This is a genomic window from Neisseria elongata subsp. elongata, from assembly GCF_900113545.1.
Lineage (GTDB): Bacteria > Pseudomonadota > Gammaproteobacteria > Burkholderiales > Neisseriaceae > Neisseria > Neisseria elongata.
Genome location: NZ_FOPS01000006.1, coordinates 164,344 through 179,253, shown reverse-complemented (window position 1 = coordinate 179,253; position 14,910 = coordinate 164,344). Strand labels below are relative to the sequence as shown.

Annotated in this window: 9 protein-coding genes; 4 read left to right on the top strand and 5 right to left on the bottom strand. The window is 58.5% G+C overall.

From position 1 onward, the window contains the following. Positions 1-177: 177 nt before the first annotated feature. Both BM261_RS07755 and BM261_RS07750 read right to left on the bottom strand, forming a co-directional pair. A complete protein-coding gene (locus BM261_RS07755) occupies positions 178-4,071 on the bottom strand; it encodes a translocation/assembly module TamB domain-containing protein (protein ID WP_074897124.1) in 3,894 nt (1,297 codons plus the stop codon). Then, positions 4,072-5,925 carry an autotransporter assembly complex protein TamA gene (locus BM261_RS07750; RefSeq protein ID WP_074897161.1) on the bottom strand — a complete coding sequence of 618 codons (1,854 nt, stop codon included), beginning with the start codon at positions 5,923-5,925 and terminating at the stop codon, positions 4,072-4,074. Between the two features lie 105 nt (positions 5,926-6,030). Between BM261_RS07750 and rfaQ the strand changes: the two genes are divergently transcribed. From rfaQ to BM261_RS07730, 4 genes are all read left to right on the top strand, one after another. Continuing rightward, a complete protein-coding gene (gene rfaQ, locus BM261_RS07745) occupies positions 6,031-7,161 on the top strand; it encodes a putative lipopolysaccharide heptosyltransferase III (protein WP_240317926.1) in 1,131 nt (376 codons plus the stop codon). Positions 7,162-7,249: 88 nt separating this feature from the next. Beyond that, a complete protein-coding gene (gene glnE / locus BM261_RS07740) occupies positions 7,250-9,925 on the top strand; it encodes a bifunctional [glutamate--ammonia ligase]-adenylyl-L-tyrosine phosphorylase/[glutamate--ammonia-ligase] adenylyltransferase (protein WP_074897157.1) in 2,676 nt (891 codons plus the stop codon). Between the two features lie 292 nt (positions 9,926-10,217). Beyond that, the gene (locus BM261_RS07735) at positions 10,218-10,715 is read left to right on the top strand and encodes a YbhB/YbcL family Raf kinase inhibitor-like protein (protein WP_074897122.1); all 498 of its coding nucleotides are present in this window, start codon (positions 10,218-10,220) and stop codon (positions 10,713-10,715) included. Positions 10,716-10,784: 69 nt separating this feature from the next. Beyond that, positions 10,785-12,242 (top strand): DUF6892 domain-containing protein, encoded by a 1,458-nt coding sequence (locus tag BM261_RS07730; RefSeq protein WP_074897120.1) that lies wholly within the window; start codon positions 10,785-10,787, stop codon positions 12,240-12,242. Positions 12,243-12,307: 65 nt separating this feature from the next. Here BM261_RS07730 and BM261_RS07725 read toward each other — a convergent pair whose 3' ends face one another. The 3 genes from BM261_RS07725 to BM261_RS07715 all read right to left on the bottom strand — a co-directional run bounded on the left by BM261_RS07725 (position 12,308) and on the right by BM261_RS07715 (position 14,785). Further along, a complete protein-coding gene (locus tag BM261_RS07725) occupies positions 12,308-13,534 on the bottom strand; it encodes an MFS transporter (protein ID WP_074897118.1) in 1,227 nt (408 codons plus the stop codon). 150 nt (positions 13,535-13,684) lie between these two features. Continuing rightward, positions 13,685-14,260: an NAD(P)H-dependent oxidoreductase gene (locus BM261_RS07720; RefSeq protein WP_074897116.1), complete on the bottom strand. Its 576-nt coding sequence runs from the start codon at positions 14,258-14,260 to the stop codon at positions 13,685-13,687. 126 nt (positions 14,261-14,386) lie between these two features. Beyond that, entirely contained in the window at positions 14,387-14,785 is a 399-nt protein-coding gene (locus BM261_RS07715) for an extensin (protein WP_070603220.1), read from the bottom strand. Between the last annotated feature and the right edge of the window lie 125 nt (positions 14,786-14,910).

Genomic DNA, 14,910 nt, shown 5'->3' with positions numbered 1-14,910 from the left:
GGGGGGGATTTTGCAAAGGTCTCGGCCTATTTGCGTATTGCATGATATAGCGGCATGACTTCCTATGCCGCCGCTTTGTTTGGGTTAGGTTTGAATGGCGACATTATCGGCAGCGGCAACGGATATGTTGGGAGGCCGTCTGAAAAGTTTTCAGACGGCCCCTATGCCCAACGGCCTTTAATCGAAACGGATGACGTATTTGATTTCGCCGCCCGAAGATTGCGAACCGACACGGACGATGGCCTGGATGGTCCGAGTCAGTTGGTATACCAGCTTCACAGTCTGGCTGGCACTGGTCAGACCGAATTCATAGCCGAGATAAAGTTCGCTTGAAAGCTGTTTGCCGACGGTCAAAACCTGCTCGGCCGGGTTGAGTTCGCCCGTTTGCGCGTTGCGGCTGCGCTTGCTGGTGAGGCCGAAGTCGTCCACCAAGCCGATGCGGTCGTTGAGCTTGCCGGCCAGGAAGGCACTGGCGGCCGTGCTTAAAGCGGCTTCGTCGCCGTCGCTGCCGCTGCTGGCGCGGTTCAGAATCAGCCAGGAGAGTTTGTCTTTTTCGCTCATCGGTTCGTTGGTAACGAGGGTAACGCGCGGGTTTTCCAAGTTGCCCAACACTTCCACCCCCGCGCCCACGGGCGACAGGTTGCGCACGGCGCGGATGTTGAGGTTCGGCCGCGACAGCGGGCCGACGAAGGACACGGTGCCTTTGGTGATGTTCAAATCCTGACCGTAGGCTTTGTATTTGCCTTTCACGACGGCAACCGTGCCGACGGCCTGAATGTCTTGTTTGGGTTGGGCGGTCAGTTTCAGACGGCCTCCGAGGGTAACGTCCACGCCTTCGCCGCGGAAGAAGACTTTGTCGTTCAAATCCAGGTCGATGTCCATGCTGAACGGAACGGAATCGCGGGTTTCTTTTTTCGGTTCGCCCAACACCACAACGTCGTCATCCAATTCGGGCATGCCGGATTTTTGGAAGCCGAAGTTGCCTTCGTCCACTTTCAGGCTGCCGCCGAGGATGATGCCGTTTTTATCGTCATAATGCAGGCGGGTGTTGCCGCTGGCGGTCAGACGGCGGCGGGGTTTGTCGAGGATGCCGTATTTGTCGAGCACGGCATTCACGTCCACTGCCGGCACGCCGCCGCCCCAGCCGACGGTACCCGACAGGTTGATGTTGCCGTTGCCGCGCTTGAAGAGCAGCGACTGTATCTGCCATTGCTGGCCGCTGAGGCGGGAACGCAGGCTGCCGTTGTCCAGAATCACGCCCAGGTCGCGGTTGACGTAATACAGGTTGTCGCCGTTGAGGCTGCCGCCGAGTTGCGGTTCGCCCACCCGTCCGCCGATGGTCGCTTCGGCATTCAGGGAGCCGCTTATGCTTTGGCCGATCGGCATCAGGTTTTTCAGCGCGGCCAGGTCGGGAATGTCGATTTTCAGGTTGCCGCTGATGGGAGCCTGCATGATGGAATGGCCGAATTGCTGGCTGATGCCGACGTTGCCGCTAATGTTGCCGTAGCGCGTTTTACCGTTGATTTGATTGTCGATGCGACCGTTTTGGAAACGGGTCTGCAGGGTCAGGCCGTTCAGCACCAGGGCTTGTTTGCGGTAGGGCAGGATGATGTCGCCGCTTTGTTGGCGCACGTTGAGAAAGCCGCGTGCGTTTTGGCTGTACGCCAAATCCCAGTCGGCGGACAGCACCAGATTGTGTTCTACGGGCATTTTGAAGAAGCTCTCCAGTTCGGCCACGTTCAGATTGGCTGCCGTCCCTTTGCTGGTCAGGCCGTTTTTCTTGTCCCACACGAAGCTGTTCAGATTCAGACGGCCTCCCATCGCCGACCACTGCGCCGCGCCCAAGGCCACGCGTTCCGCACCTGCTTCCAAGCTCATGCGGTTTTGCAGTTTCAGGTTGAAGCCGCCGCTCAAGTCCAGCCTGCCGACTGTGCCCTTCCAGCGGTTTTCTTTGTCCAGCCCGCCGTCGGCTTCCAAATCGAGTTTGTAGTTTTTGCCGCCCATCGCCATGCTGCCGCTGCTGCGGATGCTGTGGCGCATGCCGGTGCCCGATACGGCGGCGTTGACGGCGTCGATGCGCGTGGATTCGCCCGAGCTGCCCGGGATGACCAGTTCGCGGCCGTTGATTTGCAGGTTGAGCGGACGGCTGTAGTCGGGTGAGGCGGCGGCTTTGAAGTCGAGTTCGCGGATATTGACCGCCTGTTTGACGCGCAGGTTGCGCACGCTGCCGGAAAGGTCGGCGGAGATGCTTTTCGGTTCGCCCGCGAGGAAGCCTTTCGCCGTCAGCGCGCCGCCGAGACCGAAGCCGAATTTGTCCAATTCGGGTGCGTTGATGTCGAGGTTGAGGCGGTCTCCCTCCTTGCCGAAGCTGCCGTCGGTTTTGACGCGGTTTCTGCCCAGGCGGATATCGGCTGCTGCACGTGCAAGATGTTGTTTTTCATAAAGCACGTCGGCATTGCCACTCAATACTGCGCCGGACAGCACGCTGTTGCCGAACTGCATTTTGCCGCTGAATTTTTCTTCGGCCAGCACGCCGTTCAGTTTGATGTCGCCGTTGATGCTGCCGACGGGAAAGTCGGGGTGCAGTTTGCCGGGATTGAAGTTTTTGCTGCTGACTTCGGCTTCGAGCAGGCGGTCGTTGAACAGCTCCAGTTTGCCTTTGATGTCTAATCCGCCGCCGTCTTTAGGCAGCAGGGAGGCTTTGATGATGTTGAGGCTGCGTTGGCTGTTGGCCGTGTCGTTGGCAATCGCCAGTTCGCCGGTGGAACTGGCGCGGTTGCCGCGGATATCCCATTTGGCCTGCGGTTCGCGGTAGGTGCCGTTCAGGAGCAGGCTGCCTTCGAATACGTCGTCGTATTTCTGGCTGACGAAGTCGGACAGGGATGCGTTTTTCAGTATGGCTTCGAGTGCGAAGGTGTTTTTGTCGGTATCGGTTTCGCCGCCGAGTATCAGCGCGCCTTCTTCCAGCAGGGTGGCAGTTACGTCGTGTACTTTGAGTATCCCGCTGTCGCCGACGGTGAACTCGCCCAGTATGCTGCGGACGGGGATGCCGTTTTGGTCGGCAGGCGCGGCCAGGCTGTTGGTCAGGTCGATGGAGCCTTCCAGTGCCAGCCCTTTTTGCGGCGAGGGGACGATGGTGGCGTCGAAGTCGAGGTCGGTCTGCGGGGCGGAGGGGACGAACTCGGCCAGATTCAGCGCGTGGCCTTTAATCAGGATATGGTCGATTTGTTCGTCGAGGCTGTTTTCAAACGGGCCGACCAGGCCTTCGGCTTTGAGGCTGACTTTGCCGCCGGCCAAATCGGCTTTGAAGGCGGTTCGGCGCAAGTCGCCCGATAAGAGGATTTCTCCGCCGCCCGCGATGCCTTCGAGTTCCGCACCGCCGCGTATGCTGCCTTGCAGGGCAAAGGGTGAGGCCGTCTGAATTTCCAGTTCGCCGCCCGTGCTGCTCCATGGGGTTTGCAGGCTGTTCAGAATCAGTTTGTGCCGTTTGTGGTCGTAGTCGTAGGCGGCTTCCGCACGGAGCAGGAAGGTGTTGCCCGCTTTGCCGCTGCTGATTTTGCCGACGCTCAGTTTGTCCAGTTTCACAGCCAGCGGCAGGCTGATGCTTTCGGGCAGTTTGGCCGGGTGTTCTTCTTTGGGCGGTGTCGGTTTGGCGGTGATGTGGAGGTCGCCGACGGACAGGTGCCGGATGTGGAGGAGGCCGTCTGAAAAGAGTTCCTGCGGCTGCCATTGCAGGCCGAGGCCGGAAACGGTCAAATCCGCGGAGGGGGTTTCGATGCGCCAGTCTTCGCCGCTGAAGCCGTGCCACAGTGTGCCTTTGAGGGTTTTGCTGCTGATTTTCACGCCGCCCAGTTCGGGCAGTGTGTACAGGCCGAAGCGCAGGCCGGATTCGGTGGCCGCGAGCCAATATAAAAAGCCGGCCGACGAAGCCGACAGCAGGACGGACGACCACAGAACGGTTTTCAACAGCCGGCGGGCGGGGGATTTGCCCGCGCGTGTTTTTTCAGACGGCCTTTTATTGTCGGGCGCGCCGTTTTCAGACGGCCTCTGCATATCTTCCTGTGCGGTCATTTAGAAACGTGTCCCTAAGCTGATGTGCCAACGGATGCGTTTGTCCTGATGTCCGTAGGCGATGTCGAACGAAAACGGTGCGACGGGGCTGAACCAGCGGACGCCGATGCCCGTGCCGTGTTTGAGTGTCATGTTTTTGAAACTGTGCGCCGCATCGCCCATGTCGTGGAAAATGGCGGCGGAAAAACTTCTGTTGATCGGATATTGGTATTCCACGCTGGCCACGGCGAGGGCGCGGTCGGGCAGCACCGCGCCGGACGGGCCTTTGATGCCGATGCTGTCGAGTTCGTAGCCGCGCACGGAGGTTGCGCCGCCGGTGCGGAAACGCAGGGCGGAAGGTACGTCGTTACTTTCGCCCGCATTGACGAAGCCGATTTGCCCGCGCGCGACGAAGGTGCCGATTTTTTTGTTTTCCGGCGTGAAGTAATAGCCCGCGCTGCCGAGTATGCGCTGCATGGAGGATGAAGACAGCAGTTTGCCCAGTGTGGTGCCGCCTTTGACATCGAGGTAGTAGCCGTTTTCCGGCCGCATTTGGGTTTCGATGCTCTGTTTTTTCCATGAGGCCGTCAGCATGGTGGCATAGGAGTGTCCTAAATCCACTTTGGCTTCGGGAATTTTGGCCTGGTCGCCGACATATTCGATGCCGAGCCGCGATTCGATGTTGTTGCGGTCGCGCACATACCACACACCGGCCGTCCAGGTTTCGGTTTCCAGTTTCTGCGTGGTTTTGCGGTTGTAGGCGAGCGAGCTTGTCCAGTAGTGGCCGTTGTTTTGGCGCGGCTGGCTGACGCCCAGTGCCACGGTTTGTTCGTATTTGTCGCCGGAGGCGACGAAGGAGCCGGTGTAGCCTTTATTGAACAGGTTGTAGTAGTCGTAACCGAACTTGCCGCCCAAACCGTATTCGGAATCGTAGCTGAGGCCGAGTTCGAGCTTGTGCTTTTTCATTTCCGACACGGTTACTTTTACCGGCACGCGGTCGCCTTCCAGACGGTCGAAATCGGCCTGCACGGACGCGCCGGAATAGTGGTTGTCCTGCTCCAAAGCCTGTTGGTAGTCGAGCAGTTTGTCCAAATCGTAGGGCGAGCCTGTGTCGAACTGCGCCAGTCCGCGCACGACGCCGGCGGGATAGCGTTTGTTGCCGCTGATTTCAAATTCGCCGAAGTAAATCGGCCGCCCGCTGTCCACCGATACCGACAAATCGGCCTGATGTTTGGTCGGGTCTACCGTGGCTTGGGTGGAGGAAAACTCGGCCAGCGGGTATTTTTTCCGTCGTACTGCCGACAAAACCGAACTTTTGCTGCCGCTCCATTCTTCTTGGCTGAATGTCGCGCCCACCGGCAGGCTCCAGTTTTCCATCGCCGAACGGTAATACGCGCCCAAATTTTCGTCTTGCAGCACATCGCCCAAAATGGCGACGCTGACGTTGTCGATTTGGGTTTGCGGCCCGCTGTCTACGCTTACCAGATAGCCTATGCCTTTGCGGCTTACGGTTACTTTGCCGTTGAAGTAGCCTTTGGTTTTCAGCATTGTCAGCACTTGTTCGGGGGCTTCTTCCGCCAGAAATTCCATCTGTTCGGCATCCAGTTCTTCTTCCAATTGCTGCGTAATCAGCGGCAGGTGTTCCTGCAGCATTTCTTTCACGTCGGCCGGCTGCGCCTCGATGCGTACCGGATATTTTTGCTTGAGGGCGGAGGCGGTTTCGTCGCTTTTTGGACTTAATTTCGACTTTACCCGTTCGATAAGTGTTGGCTTGTCCGCTTCGTTTTGGCCGTCTGAATCGCTATTCGGCGTATCGGCAGCGGTGGCGGGCAGGCTGAGGGCAAGCAACAACATTAGGGCGGCAGGTCGTTTCATGGCGGTTTTGTCGGGCGGTCGGATTGCGGAGTGAAGGGGCGGATTGTAGCACTCTTTCATGGGTGCGGGCAGGCAGGTATACGGGCGGTGTGTCGGCAGGAAATTGTGCCGTATTTGACCGGACGGCAGGTCGGCGGTAATCTGCACGCCCTTTTATCCGATGCTTATCCGATTATGCCGTCTGAAACCATCCTGATCATCCAACTTATGCACCACGGCGATATTTTGCTGGCCACTGCCGCCGCCGATGCTTTGAAACAGGCCGAACCCGATTGCGCGGTCGATATGCTGGTGTACAAGGGTATGGAAGACATTGTTGCCGATAATCCGCTTATCCGCCGTGTTTTGACAGTGGATAGGAATTGGAAGAAGCAGGGTGTCGGGTATCAGTTGCGGCAGGAGTATGCGCTGCTGCGCGAGATACGCGCCCAAGGCTACGATGTGGTTTTGAATTATTCCGACCGTTGGCGGGCAGGCTTGGCGGCGGTTTTCAGCGGCGCGCCCGTACGGTTGGCGTATCCTCGCGCACGCGGCGGCAACGGGTTTTGGCGGCGGATGCACACTTCGGTCTTGCGGCAGCGGGAAGGCGTGCATGTCGTCGAGCGCAATCTGCATCTGCTTTCGCCGTTGAATCTGCCCGCTGCCGAATCGGGGCGCGTGCGGATGGCGGTTTCGGATGCCGTCCGCGCGTCGTTGCGGCAGAAGTTGGCGCAACAGGGCTGGACGGGTCAGGATTATGTTTTGCTGCATCCGGGGTCGCGCTGGTTTTTCAAATGCTGGCCGTCTGAAAACACGGCGCAAATCGTGCAAAGGCTGATTGACGGCGGCCGTGCGGTGGTTTTGACCGCCGCACCCGACGCGCGCGAACATGCGATGTTGGAAGCGGTTCGGCGGCAGGTCGTGCCGTCTGAAGACGCGCCGCTGTTTGTGTTGGACGGTACGCTCAACCTGCGTGAATTGGCTGCCGCCATCGAAGGCGCGGAATTGTTTGTCGGGGTGGACTCCGTGCCCATGCACATCGCCGCCGCACTCGACAAGCCGCAGGTCGCGCTGTTCGGCCCCACGCGCCTGGAAAACTGGCGGCCGTATTCCGACCGCGCCACGGTTATTTGGGCGGGCGACTACGGCGAACTGCCGCATCCCGACCAAATAGACACGCGCGACGAACGTTCGCTGCTGACGGCGATTCCGACCGAGGCCGTTTGGCAGGCGGTGGAAAGACGCTTGGGCGGTTAAAAGGTGCGGTTTGGGCGGTTTTACCGCAGACGGCGTTTTCAGACGGCCTTATAATCCTGTTTATTCCCATTCACCGAAAGATCGCGCCGTGAACACCGCCGAACTGTTTGCCCATGCCCGCCGCCATTCCCGCTTTCTCGCCCGCTGCCTCGACAGCAACACGTTGGACCTGAACCTGCTGGCCGACTGGACGGCGCGGCAGTTGTCCGAAGACGACTTCCGCAACTTCGCCGACTGGCAGGCGTTGCGGGAAAACGAAGACGAAGCCGGTTTGGCGCGGCAGCTCAGGATATTGCGGCGGCACGTCGTCGTCCAAATCATTGTCCGCGACTTGAACGGAATGAGCGGTTTGAACGAAGTAACCCAAACCATCACCCGTTTTGCCGATTTCTCCGTCAATACCGCGTTGGACTATGCCTACGGCTACTACGTCGGGCTTTACGGCACGCCCACGGGCCGCCACAGCGGCGAAGCCCAGTTTCTCACCGTTGTTGCCATGGGCAAGGCGGGCGGCGGCGAGTTGAACGTCTCGTCCGACATCGACCTGATTTTCACCTATCCCGAAGGCGGCGCGACAAACGGGCGGCGCGAACGCGACAATCAGGAATTTTTCACCAAAGTCGGGCAAAAACTGATTGCCCTGCTAAACGACATTACCCCCGACGGCCAAGTATTCCGCGTCGATATGCGCCTGCGCCCCGACGGCGACGCGGGCGCGCTGGTGTGGAGTGAAGCCGCACTCGAACAATACCTCATCACCCACGGCCGCGAATGGGAACGCTACGCATGGTGCAAAGGCCGCGTGGTTACGCCGCATAAAAACGACATCGCCGCCATCGTCCGCCCCTTCGTCTTCCGCAAGTATCTCGACTACAACGCCTACGAAGCCATGCGCGGCCTGCACCGCCAAATCCGCGCCGAAGTCGGTAAAAAAGGCATGGAAGACAACATCAAACTCGGTGCGGGCGGCATACGCGAAATCGAATTCATCGCCCAAATCTTCCAAATGATACGCGCAGGCCGTCTGAAAACCCTGCAATTGAAAGGCACGCAGGAAACCCTGCGCCAACTCGCCGTCCAAAACATCATCCCCGCCCATACCGCCGAAACCCTGCTCGAAGCCTACCGCTTCCTGCGCCAACTCGAACACCGCCTGCAATACTGGGACGACCTGCAAACCCAAACCCTGCCGCAAGATGGCGTACAGCGGCAACTCTTGGCCGAAAGCATGGGTTACACCGGCTACGAAGCCTTTTCAGACGGCCTGAACGCGCACCGCGCCGCCGTTACCGCCGAATTCGACAACATCCTTTCCGAACCCGAAGAGCAGCCTGCCGCCCGCTTTGCCGCCCTGTGGCCCGAACCTGCCGAAGAGCACATCCCCCTGTTGCAACAGGCGGGATTCGAAGCCGAAGACACCATACGCCGCCTGCACGCCCTAAGGCTGAGCACGCGCTACCGCAGCCTGTCGCCGCGCAGCCAGCCCCGTTTCGACGCACTTATGCCCCAAATCATCCAGGCCGCCGCCGACACACGCCGCCCGACCGAAACCCTGTCCCGCCTGACCGACTTTCTCGAAACCGTCAGCCGCCGCCCGTCCTATCTCGCCTTCCTGCTCGAATACCCCAACGAACTCACCCGCGTGGCCGAACTCATGAGCCAAAGCGCGTGGATAGCCGCCTACCTGCAACAACACCCCATCCTGCTGGACGAACTCCTGAGTGCGCAGCTGACCGACAACCGACCCGACTGGCCGCAGCAGCAAACCGAACTGGCCGCCGCCCTGGCCGCCTGCGACGATGCCGAAGCCAAAATGGACACCCTGCGCCACTTCCACCACGCCCACACCTTCCGTCTGGCCGTACAAGACCTGTCCGGCAGATGGACGGTTGAAGCCGTCAGCGACCAACTCTCCCATCTGGCCGACATCATACTCAACCAAACCCTGCAACACACATGGCGGCAGATGCCGAAAAAACACCGCGACGAACCCGCCTTCGCCATCATCGGCTACGGCAAACTCGGCGGCAAAGAACTCGGCTACACGTCCGACTTGGATTTGGTCTACCTATTTGACGACCCCGACCAAGAGGCAGGGCAGACCTACGCCCGACTGTCCAACCGCCTGACCACATGGCTGTCCGGCAGCACCGCCGCCGGCACGCTCTACGACATCGACCTGCGCCTGCGCCCCAACGGAGACGACGGCTTTCCCGTCCACAGCACCGCCGCCTTCGACAAATACCAGCACGAAAACGCATGGACATGGGAACACCAATCCCTGACCCGCGCCCGCTTCATCTGCGGCGACCCCGACATTGGCCGCCAATTCGAAGACACCCGCCGCCGCATACTCCGCCTCCGCCGCGACCCCGACACCCTGAGGCGGGAAATACTCGCCATGCGCGAAAAAATCACCGCCGCCCATCCCCCGCTGCCCGCCGACATCAAATACGCGCGCGGCGGCATCGTCGATGTCGAATTCATCGTCCAATACCTGATACTCGCCCACGCCGCCGACTGTCCCGCCCTCATGGACAACACCGGCAACATCGCCCTGCTCGAAACCGCCGCCGAACACGGCCTAATCGACCCCGCGCTGGCCGGACGCGCCCGCCGCGCCTACCGCCATTACCGCGCCTGCCAGCACGACACCAAACTGCGCGACACCGCCGTTGCCGAAAACGACGAAGAACTGGCGGCGCACTACCAAACCGTGCGCGAATTGTGGCGGCAGGTATTCGGCGAAGAAGCGGGCGGCTGACCGACAGATGGCGGCTTGAAAGAGGAATGCCCCATCCACCGTTTATCCCTTTTGTGTGGGCGGGAAAATGAGGCCGGCCGGTATTGAACGTGATGATTCGGGAGCATCCGTCCGAATCCGATATTTGTCCCGCCAGACCGAACCAGGCCGTTTGGAAATAGGGAATGACCGTTTAACTGCATTATTTAAAAGCTGAAATTCCATACGAATTTTTACCTGTCCCACCACCTTTTTAGACGGCATATTATCTCCATATCATAGTCGTCCCCCACCGACCTTTCAGGAGATCAACATGCAAATTGACAGCAGCGCAATCATCAACGGCGAATTTGCCGACCGTTTCGGCAAACGCGGCAGCCAGTTCAGCCCGAACGGCATGCCGACCTACTCCATCCCGTTCGACATCAGCGACGTGCCTGCAGGCACGCAATCCTTCGCCGTCGTATTGGAAGACAAAGATGCGATTACCGCCAGCGGCTTCGTCTGGACGCACTGGCTGATTGCCGACCTGCAACGCACTTCCGTTGCCGAAAACGAAAGCCTGCGCGCTACCGACTACGTTCAAGGAGCGAACAGCTGGGCGAGCGTGCTGGGCAAATTCGACATTGAAGAAGCCTCCTGCTACGGCGGCATGGCACCACCCAACTGCCGCCACCGTTACGAACTGATTGTCTATGCCCTCGACACCAAACTGAACCTGCCGCGCGGGTTCCGCTTCAACGACCTGCACTTCGCCATGCAGGGGCACATCCTCGCCAGTGCCAGCGTGATGGGTACTTACGACGTGTAAATCCGTACAATATACAAAAAAGCCGTCTGAAAATCTGTCTTTTCAGACGGCCTGTTTTAAGGACTCCCGATGTTTTCCAAACTCAAAAATTTCTTCGACAACCAACCGCCGTCTCCGCCTGAAACACCGCCCAATCCCCTGTACGCCATGCTTGCTGCCGATACGGCGGCCATGGAAGCGGGTAAAAAAACAAGCAAAATCCGTGCTGCATGGAAAAAGCATTTTGAGACTTATTCCGTAGCGGCATGCCTGCCCTATTTTTACGATTTCTTGCTGGAAAACATTGATGCCGCGCTGGCAGGCCGTCTGAAAGACGGAACAGGGCTGCACAAATTCGCTGAAGCGTTTGCCAGCGACAAATTCTTCCATACCGTAGACCGTTGTCGCAGTAAATCTGAACAGGAAGCTGATCAAACTATTACCTCATATGCGCCGGCAATCTGCGCGCGCATCGATGCCGTACTAGAACGCGAATGGCCTGCTGAAATGCAAACCGGCGCGTGGCTTGCCGAAGTGTTCTGCCTGTTTTTTTATCATGCCCGTGCCGGCAATCATGTTGTCAAGACTGCTGCTGCACCGTGGGTTGTGCCGTTTCTGCGGCGTTGGCCTGAACAGGGGGATATATTGATTTTGAGCGCGCTTGACGATTGGGGCGATGCGTCCGCATTGTCGGAATACCTGATGATTGAAGCCCAAAATGCCCGTCAACAGTCGCGTCCTGCAGGCGGATTATGGAACAATATGATGGGTATCCATGCAGACAAACGCAGCAATGTTTACCGACAGGCGGAACAGCTTTTAACTGCGCTCACTACCGACGGCAAAATATCGGTGGATAAACGGGAGGCCTTGCTTTGTGCCGCCTTGGATACCTTGAATCTTGTGCCCGAAAAAACCGACAGCCGTAAAGAAGCGCATATTTGTATCCGCCGAGACCCTGTTACGCGACACTGCCTGAAATTGTTGGCCGACAGCCTGCCGGATAATCCCACCGCCGAAACCGTCCGCGCACTTCTGTCGGAAGCGGAAAGTTCGCCTAAAGCTGTCGGTACATACAATTTGAACCAGATACCCAGCGTACCGTTTGCCGATATCGGCCTGAAAATCGCCGTGATTGACGAGTTGATGTACCGGCGGAACCTACTCAAGCCGCGCCTGCTGCTGGACACTTTTGTCAAAGAATACGAAGGTCGGCGGATAGACAGGGAAGCCGACGGTTATGCCGTTATCCCTGAAATCCTTGAATATTTCGAGCGGTTGGACATCCCGCAGCATCTGTTAAACGAAGTAGGCGAACTCTATATCGACGGCGGCTTGGACGGCGGTTCGGCACTTTACGAAGAAATGTTTCCCTTTTTCGACCCCGGTTGCGGCGACGAACTTTTACCCATCGGCAAACAGGCCGTTGCCGATTTGGCATACTTGCCGAACCTGCGACGCATTATAGGGCTGGAAAACTGCAATCCGCCGCCGGAATTGATACATGCCTTGCAAGAAGCGGGCGTGGAAATCATAGCGCAGGAGTAGCAGCAAATAACGGAAGGCCGTCTGAAAACCCCGTTTCGGGTTTTCAGACGGCCTTTCTTTGAGTCTTACGGCTCGTCTGAATCAAACAGGCCTCGGCACGCATACAGCAGCCCGCCCGCCAATACGGCCAGACCCACCGCCACCCAATACGCATCGGCATAGCCGACTGCCTTTGCCAGCCGTAGGGCGGCGAAACCCGCCGCGTAACTGCCGAGCAGGACGACGGAAAATTGCAGGCTGCTGTCGAGTGCGGCGGTGGCGCGGTCGGATTTGTCCATTACCAACGCCAGTATCACCGGCAGCAGTAGCGTGTAGCTCAGGCTCAGGGCGATGATTTGCGCGGGTGGCAGCCAAGGGTGGACGCGGGCGAGCGCGTCGATGGCGGTCATGGACGCCAAAAGCGGCAGTTGCAGCGCGTAGAGTAGAAAAACGAGTTTGCGGCGCGGATAATTGCGCGAAAACCAGCCCGACAGCGGCGTTACAATCAGGCAGGCAACGGGAATACCCACCGCCAGAATTCCGCCCGTCTGTTTGGGGGAGAAGCCGAAATCCGCCAGCTTGGGCACAAAAGTCGCCGCCGCAAACGCATACGGCGCGGCAACGGTAAACAGCAAAACCAGCCACCGCCAGCCCGTTTCAGGCCGCCGCCAAAAGGAGACCAGCCGCGCCGCCAACGCCGTCAAACCGCCTTGCGCCGTCGGGCTTTCCGGCTCGCGGTAGCACAAGAGTTGCAGCAGCATCAGCAGGGTGAACGCCAGCATCAAGCCCGCCGCCGCTGTCTGCCCGTATTCCTGATACAGCCACAACACCAGTGCGCCGCCTATCATCTTGCCGCCGCGCGCCGCCATCGTCTGAATCACGCCGCCGAAACCGCGTTCGCGGTGCGGCAGAACGATGCACGACAAGCCCAGCATCGCGCAGCTGTACACCGCCGACATTGCCGAGAGCAAAACGCAGCAGGCCAGAAGCAGCGGGAAGTTCTGCGTGATGTTGGTACAGGCCATCAGCCCGAACACCGCCGAAAGCCCCAGCGTCGCCGCCAGCAGCCAGCCGCGAAACCGCCCGAACCGCCCCGCCGACCGCCGCTCCATCAGCGCAGCAAACAACACCTTCGCCGCTTCGATACCGCCGATTAAATGTATCCAGCTCAGTTGGTTCAGGCTGTAACCGTGGTTTTTCAAAATAGCGACCAGCGCGACCAGATAAAAACCGGTCAGCGTGAATTTGTAGGTGCTGCCGCCGATAAGCAGCAGCCAGTCGCGCGGGGCGGGGGGTGTGGGTTTTTGCGGCATGGTGTTTCCTTGGTTTGAGGTCGTCTGAAAAACTGAAAAACGATGTTTGTTGCATCGTTTGTCGTTTTGGTTTTCAGACGACCTTTCTGAATCCGCTTTCCCGTCCGCAGCCGTTTCTTGCTGTGGCGGGACGTGCGGATGGTTCGGGCATTACACGCTACGGCTCAAATCCGCCAAAAACGCCTGTCGCTGTTCGGCGGTGGATTTGTCCATATTGCCGAAGTTGAGCCACCGGCGTTTGGCGATACCGATGCCTTTGAGCGTGTGCCCCACCATCGCTTTGCCGATGCCGTTGCCGCAAAACCATTTCAGATACCATGTGGGGGCGGTGGACGTGCTGATGACCAGTGCTTCTTTGATGTGGGATAGGTTGCCTTTCAAGCCTGTGGCAGTCGGGACGTAAGCGAGTGTCTTTAGGAAAACTTTGTCTTCAAATCCTTTGACGATGGCGGGCATGTCCGACCACCAGATCGGAAAGATGAAAATCAGTCGGTTGGTGGTTTTCAATAGTTCCTGATAATGCAAAACCAGCGGGTCAAGGGCTTTGCCTTGGTTGAACAGGGCAAGCTCTTCTTTGGTGTAGGCGGGGTTGAAGCCGTCTGCGTATAAGTCGATCAGTTGGTATTTTTCGCCTTTTTCGTCCAATAGTTGCTGCACGCGCCGCAAAATGCCGTGATTGAAGCTCTGATCGTAGGGATGGGCATAAATGATTGTGGTAAATGACATTTTTGTACTCCTGAAAGTCAGTTGCCGAGTTTTCCCATGCTATCAAAAGAATGTCGGTTTGCTCAAATCCGTATATGGCAGGCAAGACTGGATGATAAAGCCGCTGCCGGAGCATGGATTCTGTTTTCAGACGACCTTCAACGCTTCTTCCGCCTTTTGCAGGGCGGTTTGCTCGTCGGCTTCGACGATGTAGTTTACGCCCAGCGCGGGGGCGAGTTTGGACGATTGTTCGCGGAAGAACGCCAGTTGCGCCGCGTCGGGTTCGATGAGGAGCATGGCGGCGCAGCGTTCGGCGAGTTGCGGCCGGTGTGCCTTTATCCATTCGATGTAGGTTTTGCGGTCGGCAATACGCTGTTCGTCGCTTACCTGCCGCCGCATGGGGGTGCAGACGGTGGCGAAGCGGCGGTTTTGGTTTAACAGGGTTTCGAATTCGGCCAGCCAGTCGGAAAAGTCGGCGACGTGGGTCAGATCGGTCAGGTAGACGGTGCCTTCGGGCAGGGTTTTGGCGGGGGTGAAGTAGTGCATGGGGTTCCTTTGGGTGTTTTGGGGAAGCAGGGTAGGTCAATAGTTGGGCGTTTATGCTTGGCTTTTTATTAGACTTCTTGTGCCGTCATTCCCGCGCAGGCGGGAATCCAGAATGGAGACTCAAG

Coding starts and splice junctions, on each gene's coding strand:
- BM261_RS07755 (WP_074897124.1), bottom strand. CDS start 4,071: ATGACCGCACAGGAAGATATGCAGAGGCCGTCTGAAAACGGCGCGCCC.
- BM261_RS07750 (WP_074897161.1), bottom strand. CDS start 5,925: ATGAAACGACCTGCCGCCCTAATGTTGTTGCTTGCCCTCAGCCTGCCC.
- BM261_RS07735 (WP_074897122.1), top strand. CDS start 10,218: ATGCAAATTGACAGCAGCGCAATCATCAACGGCGAATTTGCCGACCGT.
- BM261_RS07730 (WP_074897120.1), top strand. CDS start 10,785: ATGTTTTCCAAACTCAAAAATTTCTTCGACAACCAACCGCCGTCTCCG.
- BM261_RS07725 (WP_074897118.1), bottom strand. CDS start 13,534: ATGCCGCAAAAACCCACACCCCCCGCCCCGCGCGACTGGCTGCTGCTT.
- BM261_RS07720 (WP_074897116.1), bottom strand. CDS start 14,260: ATGTCATTTACCACAATCATTTATGCCCATCCCTACGATCAGAGCTTC.
- BM261_RS07715 (WP_070603220.1), bottom strand. CDS start 14,785: ATGCACTACTTCACCCCCGCCAAAACCCTGCCCGAAGGCACCGTCTAC.